Origin of the sequence: Streptomyces sp. NPDC006925 (assembly GCF_042869575.1) — a bacterium.
Classification (GTDB): Bacteria; Actinomycetota; Actinomycetes; order Streptomycetales; family Streptomycetaceae; genus Streptomyces.
This window is the reverse complement of record NZ_JBIAGB010000005.1, coordinates 94,732-107,325: the sequence shown is the minus strand read 5'-3', so window position 1 is coordinate 107,325 and position 12,594 is coordinate 94,732. Positions and strand designations below refer to the sequence as shown.

The 12,594-nt window shown below is 76.5% G+C and carries 1 protein-coding gene (only partly in view); it reads left to right on the top strand.

This entire window lies inside a single protein-coding gene on the top strand: locus ACFYNS_RS09755, encoding an amino acid adenylation domain-containing protein (RefSeq protein ID WP_388601916.1). The 25,152-nt coding sequence extends 3,579 nt beyond the window's left edge and 8,979 nt beyond its right edge, so the window shows coding positions 3,580–16,173 — codons 1,194 (complete) to 5,391 (complete); the first complete codon in view begins at nucleotide 1. The start codon and the stop codon both lie outside this window.

Below are 12,594 nucleotides of genomic sequence, written 5' to 3'. Positions count from 1 at the left end.
ATGGTGATCCGCGCGGAACCGACGGCGCTGGCCGCACTGGCGGACACCGCGGAGGCCGCCGACCCGGCGCACTCCGCGGGGACGGAAAGCCCGGCGGGCAGCGGGTACGCCGCGGGCAGCGCCGGCCCGGCGGACCGTACGGATGCGCCGGCCGGCATCCCGCGCCCGTCCGGCACCTCCGACGCCGACTCATCGTCCGCCACCGGCATCCCGGGCGCTCCGGCGACCGGGGGCGGCGGGCTCGCGGCCGTCCGCGGACTGCTCGACGCCGCACCGCGGAACCGCGCCGGTGTCGACCGGGTGCGCGCCGCCTACGCTGCGCTGGAGCCCCTCGTCGCCCGCGGTCTGGTCGTCGCGCTGCGCCGGATGGGCGCGTTCGACACCGACGAGCCGGTCGACCGCCCCGAGCTGGCGGAGCGGCTCGGCATCGTGCCCGCGCACGCCCGGCAGACCGACGCGCTGCTCACCCTGCTGGTGCGGGCCGGTTATCTGGCCGAGGAGGGCTCCTCGGCGCGGGCGCTGCCCGCCTTCGGTGCCACGGCGGACGCCTGGGACAGCGCCGGGATCGACGCCGCGCTCGACCGGCTGCGCGCCGAGTACCCCGAGGTCGCCTCCACGATCCTGCCGGTCCAGCGGTTCCTCGCCGCCTACCCCGAGGTGCTGCGCGGCCGGGCCAACGCGACCGAGATCCTCTTCCCCGACGCCTCGCTCGACCTGGCCGTCGGCTTCTACCAGGGCAACCCGCTCACCGACCACTACAACGACCTGGTGCGGGACGCGGTCGCCGAGCGGCTGCGCGCCCGGGTGCCGCACCTGGCGCCGGGCGAGAAGGTGTCCGTCGTCGAACTGGGCGCCGGGACCGGCGCGACCACCGAGCGGGTGCTGCCCGCGCTGGACGCCGAGGCCGCCCGGGTCGAGTACGTCTACACCGACGTCTCGCCGCGGTTCCTGGAGCACGGCCGCACCCGGTTCGGCGCGCACCGCCCGCACCTGGGCTTCCGCCTGCTGGATCTGCGCGCCGACGTCGCACAGCAGGGCTTCACCCCCGGCGGCCACGACGTGGTCGTGGCGACCAACGTCGTGCACGCCACGCCCGACCTGGCCCAGACGCTCCGCTCGGTGCGCTCGCTGCTGCGTCCCGGCGGGTGGCTCGTGCTCAACGAACTCACCGAGCCCCGCGGCTCGGTGACCGTCGCGGGCGGTGTGCTGGACGGCTGGTGGTCGTTCCGCGACAGCGGGGTGCGGATCCCCGACTCGCCGCTGGCCGAGCCCGCGACCTGGACCCGACTGCTGCGCGAGGCCGGCTTCGCCGAGGTGGCCGCCGCCTCCGGCGGCCCGGACCTCGGGCAGACCGTACTGGTCGCCGAGGCGAGCACCGGCCAGGTCGCCCTGTCGGCACCGGCCCGGCCCAGGAGGAACCCCGCGGCCGCCCGCACCGACGAGGTGCCCGCCGGTCTGCGGGCACTGGTGGAGGGCCGGCTCAAGCTGGACGAGCACATCGACCCGGACCGCCCGCTCGCCGAGTACGGCTTCGACTCCCTCACCGGGATGCAGGTCGTCACCGGGATCGCCGAGACCTACGGCGCCGAGGTGCGGCTGGTCGACATCCTGGAGCACACCACCCTGCGCCGCCTGGCGGCCCACCTGTCCGAGGCGGGCGTCCTTCCCTCCGGCGCCCCGGGCGACGCATCGTCCGGGGCCGAGCCCCCGGCCGCCGCGTCCGGAACGCACGGAACACCCGGTCCGCACCCGACCGACGGGCCCCGCACCGGGCAACCGGCGACGGCCCCGGAACCGGCGGCCGCGCAGCAGGCGACGGCCCCGGAACCGGCGCCGACTCCCGAACCGGCCCCCGCGCCGGCCTCGTTCGCAGTATCCGCCCCGGCCCCAGCACCGCTGCCCGCACCGGCTCCCGCAGCCGCCCCCCGTGGCGGCGAGGAGCGGCGCGCCGTGTCCGAGGGGCAGCGGGCGCTGTGGGTGATCGAGCAGACCGCGCCCGGCAACGCGGCCTACAACCTGCCCGTGGCGGTGTGGCTGGGCGCGGACACCGACCTCGCGGCACTGCGCGAGGCGCTGGAGATCCTGGTGGCGCGGCACCCCGCGCTGCGCACGGTCCTCGCGGCCGAGGACGGCACCCCGGTGCAGGTCGTCCGCCCGGAGCCGGAGTTCGCCTTCAGCCACGAGCGGGTACCCGTAGCCGAGGCGGACGCGCTGGCCCGACGGCTGCGTGCCCGGGTGCGCGAGCCGTTCGACCTGGCCGAGGGACCGCTGCTGCGGGCCGAGGTGCACACCGTCCCCGATGGGCGGCACGCGCTGCTGCTCACGCTGCACCACGCGGTGTTCGACGGAACCTCCATAGCCGTCCTCCTCGACGAGCTCACCGACGCCTACCTGGCCGTGCGCGACGGCCGCCCCGTGCCGCAGCCGCACCCCGCGGCCGACTACGCCGACTTCGCGGACTGGCAGCGCGCCATGCTGGCCGGGCCGCGCGGTGCCCGGCTGCGGGAGTTCTGGCGCGAGCGGACGGCGGGAGCCGAACTGCTCCGGCTGCCGACCGACCGGCCGCGTACCGAGGCCCCTTCCCTGGACGGGGCCAGCACCGAGCACCACCTGGACGCGGAGCTGATCGCGGCGGCCGAGCGGTACTCGGCCGAGGCGGGAGTGTCGCTGTTCGCGGTGCTGTTCACCGCCTGGATCGCCATGCTCGACCGGCACGTCGAACAGCGCCGGATCACCGTCGGCACCCCGGTCGCCGGGCGCCCCGAGGGACGGTTCGCGGGCACCGTCGGCTACTTCGTGAACCTCGTCCCGGTCACCGTGGAGCCCGGTCCCCGGGACACCTTCGGCACCCTGCTGCGCCAGGTGCGGGCCGAGGCGCTGGACGCGGTCGAGCACGGCGACCACCCGTTTCTCCGCATCGCCGAGGACCACGGTGGGCCGCTGGTCAGCACCGCGTTCTACTTCCAGAACTGGTTCGCGGAGCGCTCCGGACCCGCCCTGGTGCGCGGGCTGGTGGACGGCGTCCATCAGGAGGGCGAGTTCGAATTGACCGCGGACGTGGTGCAGTCGGCCGACGGCTGCAAACTGACGCTCAAGTACGACCCGCAGCTCTTCGACCGGGCCACGGTGGACGGCTTCGCCGAGCGGTTCCGCACCCTGCTCGCCGGGTGCCTGGCCGATCCCGGCCGACGGCTCGCGGACCTGGACCCGCGCACCGCAGCCGAACGTGAGCTGGCCGCCGCCGAGCAGCGGACGGCGCGCCGCGACTACCCGCGCGGGCGCACGGTGGTCGACCTGGTCGCCGAACAGGCCGCACTGCACCCCGACCGGACCGCCGTGGTCTGCCGGGGAGAAGAGGTCGGCTACCGCGAACTGCACACCCGGGCGACGGCGCTGGCGGCCCGGCTGCGCGCCCGCGGGGTGCGACGCGGCGACACCGTCGCCGTCCTCCTGGACCGGGGCCCCGACCTGGTGGTCGCGCTGCTCGGAGTGCTGGCCTCCGGCGCCGCCTACGTCCCGCTGGACCCCGGCTACCCGGCCGAGCGGCTGCGGCACATGACCGACGACGCGGCCGTCCGGCTGGTCGTCGCCCAGCGGGGGACGAGCGAGGCGGCCGGCGGCATCGACGCGCCCGTGCTGCGGCTCGACTCCGATCCGCACGACGACCTGTCCGAACTGTCCGCAGCGGCCGCGGGCCCCGGCCCCGACGACGACGCGTACGTCCTCTACACCTCCGGCTCCACCGGGCGCCCCAAGGGGGTGCGGGTCGGGCACCGGGCGCTGGTCAACCTGCTGTGGTCGATGCGGCACGAGCCCGGCTTCACCGACCGCGACCGGATCCTGGCCGTCACCACCGTCTCGTTCGACATCGCGGCACTGGAACTCTTCCTGCCGCTGGTCACCGGCGGCAGCGTGGAGATCGCGCCGGCGGCCGTCACCCGGGACGGCCTCGCCCTGCGGCGGACGCTGGAGGCCGGCAGCGCGACGGTCATGCAGGCGACCCCGGCGACCTGGCGGATGCTGGTGGCCGCGGGGTGGAACGGCGACCCCGGACTGCGCGCGTTCTGCGGCGGCGAGGCGCTGGACCGGGAGACGGCCCGGACACTGCTGGCCCGTACCGCCGAGGTGTGGAACCTCTACGGCCCCACCGAGACCACCATCTGGTCCTCGGTGGCCCGGGTGCGGGACGGCGAACCGATCACCCTGGGCCGTCCCGTCGCCAACACGGTCCTCCATCTGCTGGACGGCGCGGGGCGTGCGGTGCCCGCCGGAGTCCCCGCCGAACTGCACATCGGCGGCGACGGTCTGGCAGCCGGCTATCTGGGCCGTCCGGAGCTGACCGCCGAGCGGTTCGTGGCCAACCCGGTCGACCCGGAGACCGCGCCGCTGCTCTACCGCACCGGCGACCTGGTGCGGCGCACCGCCGACGGGACGCTGGAGTACCTCGGCCGGATCGACGCCCAGCTCAAGATCCGCGGTCACCGCGTCGAGCCCGGCGAGATCGAGCAGGCGGCGCGGGAGCTGCCGGGGGTGGCCGACGCGGCCGTCGTCCTGGCCCGGACCGGTGCGGGGGCCGCGGTACTGCGCTGCTTCTACACCCCGGTGACCGACGGACCCCGCCCCGAACGCGCCGACCTGGCAGTCCGGTTGCCGGACTACATGGTTCCCGACGAGCTGATCGAGCTGGCCGAACTGCCCAGAACCGCCAACGACAAGCTCGACCGCGGCCGACTGGCCGCGCTGCCCCGGCCGTCCAGGGCGCGGCGGGACCCCGTGGCACCGTCCGCCCCGGCACCGTCCGCCACGGCGTCCTCCGCCACGGCGGACGACGGCGCCCCGGCCGCAGCCGTCGAGGCCCTCGCCGGGCAGCTCGCTGACCTCGTCGCCGAGCTGCTCGGCGTCCCCGCCGACGAGGTCGAGGCCACCGACCGGTTCGGCGCCCTCGGTGTGGACTCGGTGCGGCTGACCGAGCTGAGCGTCCGCATCCGGCGCACCTGGGGGGTGGAGCTGGCGCCGCCCGCGTTCTTCACGCATCCCACCCCGCGGGCCGCCGCCGCGCACCTGCTGGAGACCTACCCCGACGTCTTCGCCGCGGCCGTACCCGAACAGCCCGCGCGGCACCCGGCGGAGCCCTCCGGGGCCGCCGTACCGGACGTGCCCCCGGCGGCGGAGACCGCGGTGATCGGCATGGCCGGGCGGTTGCCCGGCTCGCCCGACCTGGACGCGTTCTGGCGGCACCTGGCCGCCGGGGACGACCTGATCAGCGAGACCCCCGCCGAGCGGTGGGACTGGCGCGCACTGGGCCGCGCACACGGCGAACGGACCGGCCGGGCCGCCCGCTGGGGCGGCTACCTCGACGAGGTCGACCGGTTCGACGCGGCGTTCTTCGGGATCTCACCGCGCGAGGCCGAACTGATGGACCCGCAGCAGCGGCTGGTGCTGGAGGCGGTGTGGACCGCGCTGGAGGACGCCGGGCTGCGGCCCTCCGCGCTCGCGGGCACCCGGGTCGGCGTGTTCATCGGCGTCTCCGGCGTGGAGTACGCGCAACTCCAGCGGGACGGTGGACGGCACCTCGAAGGCCACGCGGGAACCGGAGTGGCCCAGTCGCTGGTGCCCAACCGTGTCTCCTACTTCTTCGACTTCCGCGGCCCCAGCGTGGCGGTCGACACGGCATGCTCCTCGTCGCTGACCGCGGTCGCGCAGGCGGCCGCCGCGCTGCGGACCGGCGCCTGCGACCTGGCCGTCGCCGGCGGGGTGAACCTGCTGCTGTCCCCCGAGGTCTACCCCGCGATGGCCGACGGCCGGATGCTCAGCGAGGACGGCCGCTGCAAGACCTTCGACAGCGGCGCCGACGGCTATGTGCGCGGCGAGGGCGTCGGCGTGGTCGTGCTGCGCGACCGCGCCGAGGCCGAGCGCCGCGGAGACATCGTGCACGCCGTGCTCAAGGGGATCGCGACCAACCACGGCGGGCTCAGCTCCTCGCTGACCGCGCCCAACACCGAGGCGCAGAGCGCCTTGTTGGTGGACGCCTACACCGCCGCCGGTGTCGACCCCGCCGACGTGGACTACCTGGAGGCGCACGGCACGGGCACCGAACTGGGCGACCCCGTCGAGGTGTCGGGCATGCGCGCGGCGTTCGCGGAGCTCGCCCGGCGGCGCGGCGCACCGCTGCCCGCTGAGCCGTACTGCGGCATCGGCTCCGTCAAGTCGAACATCGGCCACCTGGAGACCGCGGCGGGCATGGCCGGGCTGTTCAAGGTCGTCCTGGCCATGCGGCACGAACTGCTCCCCGGCAACCTGCACTACACGGAGCGCAACCCGTATCTGGAGCTGGACGGCGGCCCGTTCCGGGTGCTCGACGCACCGACGCCGTGGCCGCGGCGGGCCGGGCGGCCGCGGATCGCCGGGCTCAGCTCGTTCGGCGTGGGCGGTGCCAACGCGCACCTCGTCCTCCAGGAACCGGCCGTCCTCCGGGAACCGGCCGGGCGCCGGGCACCGGCACCCGACCCCGCCGGACCGCTGGCGTTCCCGCTGTCGGCGCGCACCGCGGGCGCGCTCGCCGGCCGGGCCCGCGCGCTCGCCGCGTACCTGGAGCGCCCGGACGCCGCGGACGTGCGGCTCCTCGACGTCGCGCACACCCTGCTGACCGGACGCGAGGAGATGGCCGAGCGTGCCGTCGCCGTGGCCGGGGACCGCGCGGAGCTGATCGGGGCGCTGCGCGCCCTCGCCGACGGTGAGGAGCGCGCGGGCCTGGTACGGGGCCGCGCCCGCAAGCGCGGCAGGCGGGCGGCTGCAGCCGCCCCGGCCGCACCCTCGGACCCCGCTGCCGGCACCCTGCTCGACCGCGCCCGCCGCTGGGTCGAAGCCGGACCGGCCGATCTGACCTGTGCGGAAGGGGGACAGCGCGTGCCGCTGCCCACATATCCGTTCGAGCGCGTCCGGCACTGGGCGGGCGCCGCGGCACCCGCGCCGGGAACGCCGCGTCCGGCGGCGCCGCGCCCCGCGCCGCTGCACCCGACCCTGCTGGACACGGAGGTCTCCACCGCGGACGGCCCGGCCTACGAGAAACACCTGCTGCCGGACGCCTTCTACCTCGCCGACCACCAGGTCGGGGGAGAGCCAGTACTGCCGGGCGTCGTCCACCTGGAGCTGGCCCGGCTGGCGGGCGAACTCTCCGGCCGCGGACCGGTGCGCACCATCGGCGGCCTGGTGTGGGGCAGCCCCGTGAGCCCGGGGCCGGACGGACTGCGGCTGCGGGTCCGGCTGGACGCGCGCACGGCGCACGAAGGGGGCGTCCCGTTCGAGGTCGTCTCCACCGGCGACGGAAACGGCGACGGGGACGCGTCGGACGGCGGCACGGTGCGGCACGCCGGCGGTGTGCTGCGCTTCGGCGACCGGGCAGCGCCGCGGACCGGGTTGGACGTGGCCGCCGTGCGGGCCCGCTGCAACACCGTGCGCACCCGCCAGGAGTGCTACGACCGGGTCGGGACGCTCGGGTTCGACTACGGGCCGAGCCTGCGCGCGGTCCAGGAGGTGCGGCACTCCGCCGACGAGGCGCTGGCCACGCTGGAGCTGCCCGCGCCCCGCCGTACCGACACCGCCGCCTACCGCTTCGAGCCCGCGCTCCTGGACGGCGCGCTCCAGGTCGTCGGCTGGATCGTGGACACCGCGGCGGCTCGCGCCGAGGACGGGCGCCCGGTGCCCTATCTGCCCTTCTCCGTGGAGGAGATACGGCTGCTGGACGCGCTGCCCGACCGCTGCCTGGTGCACGCCGTCCGGGTGCGCTCGGCCGCCGGAGTGCAGGTGTTCGACCTGACGCTGACCGACGAGGACGGCCGGGTGGTGTGCCGGGTCGACGGCTTCGCGCTGCGCGCCCGCACCTCCGGCGGTGGCCGTGTCTCCGGTGCCGACCGTGCCTCCGGCGGTGGCCGGACCTCCGACGGCGCTGCCGAGGCGCCGCACGCGTTCGTCCCCGTCTGGAAGCCCGCCGCCGAGGAACCCGCGCCGGCCCCGGGCACCGTGGTCTTCCTCGGCGAGGCCCCCGCCGGGCTCGCCGCCGCCGCGGCCCCGGCCGAGGTGGTCACCCGCCGCCCGGGCGAACCCGTCGCCGCACTGGTGGCGCGGCTGGCCGACGCACCCGCGCCGCTCACCCTGGTGCAGACCCCGCCCGGCCGCGCCGACCTGGAGGACGCGCTGGACGACGGCTTCCACCTGGCCCGGGAGACGGCCGCCGCCTGGGTCGCCGCGCGCCGCGGCAGCGCCCGCTGGCTGTACCTGTACGACAGCACCGCCGACCACCCCGAACTCCACGGCGCCATGGCCGGCTTCGCCCGCTCGCTGGGCTGGGAGCATCCGGACCTGGCGATGCGCGTCATCGGCCACGCGGGTCTGGACCCCGCGGCCGTGCTGAGCGCCGAGCTGACCCAGGCCGGGCCCGTCGAGGTCCTGGTGGAGCCCGGGGCGCGGCTGGTCAGCGGCTGGGAGCGCACCGAACTCCCGGAGGGCCCCGGGGCGCTCACCGGCGGGCCGGGCGTGCACCTGGTCACCGGCGGTACCGGCGCTCTCGGGCTGGCCTTCGCCGCCCGGCTGGCCGAACGGGATCCGGCGGCCACCGTGCTGCTGGCCGGCCGGACCGCACCCGAGCCCGCCGTACTCGAAGGGCTGCGCGGCACCGGCGCCGACATCCGGTTCGTCCGCGCCGATCTCGCCACCCGCGACGGTGTCCGCAGCGCGGTCGAGCAGGCCCGCGAGGCGGGCGAGCTGGTGGGCGTCGCCCATCTGGCCGGCACCCTGCACGACTCCTTCCTGCTGCGGAAGAGCCGCGAGGAGTCCGACGCCGTGCTGCGGCCCAAGGTGCTGGGCGCCGCCTGGCTGGACCAGGCCACCCGGCACGACCCGCTGCGCTACTTCCTGGCCTACTCCTCGACCGCCGCCGCGTTCGGCAACGTCGGCCAGGCCGACCACGCCACCGCCAGCGGCTACCTGGACCGGCTCGCGGCCCGCCGCGCCGCACGTGCCGCGGCCGGTGAGCGGTCCGGAACGAGCCTGTCGGTGCAGTGGCCGCTGTGGACCGACGGTGGAGTGACGGCCGAGCCCGCAGTGGTCAGCGCCATGGCCGACCGGTTCGGCATGCGCCCGGTCCGCACGGGGCCCGCGATGGCGGCCCTGGAGCGGGCCCTGGCCGGAGCGGGGCCCGCGGTCCTGCTGGCCCCCGGCGACGCCGACCGGATCGCCACCGCCCTCGGCGGCACCGCGGCGCCCCGCCCCGGGACGGAACACCCGGCTCAGGCGGCCGGGAGCGGCGGCGCGAGCGCGGGGGCGACCGCGCACGCGGCGGCCCCGGCGGACACGGCCGCCTCCGCGAGTCGTGCCGTCTCCGCGGAGACAGGGACCGCCGGGGCGGCGCAGTCCGCGGCCGGGTCCGAGGACCTGCGGGCGCGGGCCCGCGCGTTCCTCGCCGGTCTGCTGGCCGAGCAGCTCCGGATGCCCGCGGACGACATCGATCCGGAGGAGGACTTCGACAGCTACGGGGTCGACTCGCTGATCGTGATGAGCGCCACCACCGCCCTGGAGAAACACTTCGGGCCGCTGTCCAAGACGCTGTTCTTCGAGTACGTCACCCTGGGCGAACTGGCCGACCACTTCGCCGCGGAGCACACCGGCGCGCTGGCCGCAGCCCTCGGCGACGACCGGATGGCACAGGCCCCCGCGATCCCCGCAACGTCCGAGCCCCCCGCGGCCACGGCATCCCCCGCGGTCACGGCACCCCCCGGGGCCCCGGCTGCCGCGGAGGTTCCGAACGCGCCCATCGTCACGGCGGATTCCACCGCGCCCGCAGCCGCCGCCGAAACCGAGGCGCGCGCGGACGAGGACATCGCGATCATCGGGGTCGCCGGGCGCTATCCCCAGGCCGAGGACCTGTGGGAGTTCTGGGAGAACCTGCGCGCGGGCCGCGACTGCGTCGAGGACGTGCCCGCCGACCGCTGGGACCACGACCGCTGGTACGACCCCGAGCCCGGTACGCCGGGCCGCACCGCGACCCGCACCGGCGGATTCCTGCGCGACATCGACAAGTTCGACCCGATGTTCTTCCGGATGTCCCCGGTCGAGGCCCGGCATCTCGACCCGCAGGAGCGGATCTTCCTGGAGACCGTCTGGCACCTGCTGGAGGACGCCGGCCGCACCCGGGCCGACCTGGCGGCCGTCCGCACGGGCGTGTTCGTCGGCATGATGTACGGCCACTACCAGCTCTACGGCGTGGACGCGGCGCTGCACCGCGGGGGAGCAGCCACCTCCTCCTCGTACGCCGCGGTGGCCAACCGGGTCTCCTACTTCTACGGATTCGACGGGCCGAGCATCGCCGTGGACACCATGTGCTCGTCGTCGCTCGCCTCCATCCACCTCGGCTGCCAGGCCATCCGCACCGGGGACTGCGACGTCGCCATCGCGGGCGGGGTCAACATCACCAGCCACCCGGTGAAGTACCTCCAGCTGTCCCGCAGCGGCTTCCTGGCACCCTCCGGCGCCTGCCGCAGCTTCGGCGACGGCGGCGACGGCTTCGTCCCGGCCGACGGGGCCGGTGCCGTGCTGCTCAAGCGGCTGTCCGCGGCGGAGGCCGACGGGGACCGGATCCTGGCCGTCGTCCGCGGCTCGGCGGTCAACCACGGCGGTGCGAGCAAGGGCTACAGCGTGCCCAACCCGCGGGCGCAGGGCACGCTCGTCTCCGAAGCGCTGGCCAGGGCCGGGATACGGCCCTCCGAACTCGACTACCTGGAGGCGCACGGCACCGGTACCTCGCTCGGCGACCCGATCGAGATCAACGGGCTGTCCCGGGCCTTCGCCGACGACGCCGCGGCAGCGGCGCGTACCGTCCCGATCGGCTCGGTCAAATCCAACATCGGGCACGCCGAGTCGGCCGCCGGTATCGCCGCCGTGACCAAGGTGCTGCTCCAGCTCCGGCACCGCACCCTGGTGCCCTCGCTGCACTCCGACCCGCCGAACCCCGACATCGACTTCGCCGGCACCCCGTTCCGGGTGCAGCGCGAGCCGGCAGCCTGGCCGGCGCGCACCGGCCCGGACGGCCGGGACCTGCCCCGGCTCGCCGGTGTCAGCGCGTTCGGCGCGGGCGGCAGCAACGCCCACCTCGTCCTCCAGGAGTACGTGCCGGCCGAGCGCCCCGCACCCGTGCAGCGCCCGCCGTACCGGGCGGTGCTCTCGGCCCGGAGCGCGGAGCGGCTCACCGAGTCCGCGCGCAGGCTGGCCGACTTCCTGGACGGGACCGGCCGCGGGACCGACCCGGCGGCGCTGGCGTACACGCTGCAGGTCGGCCGGGAGCACCTGCCGCACCGGCTGACCGCCGAGTTCACCGACACCGCCGCGCTGGTGCGAGCCCTGCGCGGCCACCTCGACGGCTCGCACCCGCTGTCCGCGGGCGTCGCGGACCGCAAGCGCGCGGCCGAGACCGACCCCGCCGCCTGGGTGCTCGGCGCCGCGGTGGACTGGCGGGCCACCTGGGGCGCCAGTCCGCCCGCACCGGTCCCGCTGCCGGGCTATCCCTTCGAGCGGGACCGCTGCTGGCTGCCGGAGGCCGCCGAGGACCTGGCGGGCCCGCGGCACACCGCTGGACCCGCGGACGCCGCGTCCGCTGAGCCCGGGACGACGGACACCGCGGCCGCGCAGCCCCGCTCCGCGGTATCCGCGCGGATCGTGTCCGGTCCGACGACGTCCGTCAGTCCGTCGGCCGGACCGGCCCCGGTCGTGCCGACGGACTTCGCGCCGCCCGCGGACGGGTCCGTCTCCGGCGGGGCCGCAGGGGCCCCCGCCGCGGAGGACGGCCGGACCGGCGGGGTGCTGCGCGGCGAGACCGTGCTGTCCATGGACACGCCCTGCATCGCCGGGCACCGCGTCGACGGCCGGGCGCTGATGCCCGCGCTCGGATACGTGGACCTCATCCACGAGGTGTTCGCCGCGCACGGCTACCCCGCGGGCACGCTGCGGATGTCCGACCTGACGGCGCTGCGCCCGCTGGAGGTCACCGACGCGCGCCCGGTGCGGCTGACCGTCGAGGGCGTCCCCGGAGGGGACGGCCGCAGCTGGAGCGTCACCGTCGCCGACGGGACCGGCGGCTACGCCACGGCCGAACTGGCCGCGGAGACGGCGGCCCTCGCCGGGACGCTCGACGTGCCGGCGGCGCGGGCGGCGGCGACCCGGCGGCTGCCGCTGGCCGAGGTCTATGCCGCCGACGAGGGAGCGGGCCAGGTCTACACCGGTGCCGCGCGGGCCGAGGGCGAGGTCTGGGAGTGCCCGGGTGCGCTGGTCGCCGAGCTCGTCGCGCCCCGCGTGGCGGGGCGGGACCGGGTTCCCGACTTCGACCCGGCGCTGCTGCTGGCGAGCGCCGTGGCACCGGGCCTGCTGATGACCGACGGGCCCGGACCCTATCTGCCGGTGCACGTGGCCGCGTTCCGCGCCGCCGGACCGCTGCCCGCGCGCTGCTTCGCCCGGATCGACACCGCCGCCGTGCGCCGCGGTCCGGAGCTGGTCACCCTCGACGTGCAGCTCTTCGACACGCTCGGCCGCCAGGTCGCCGAGATCAGC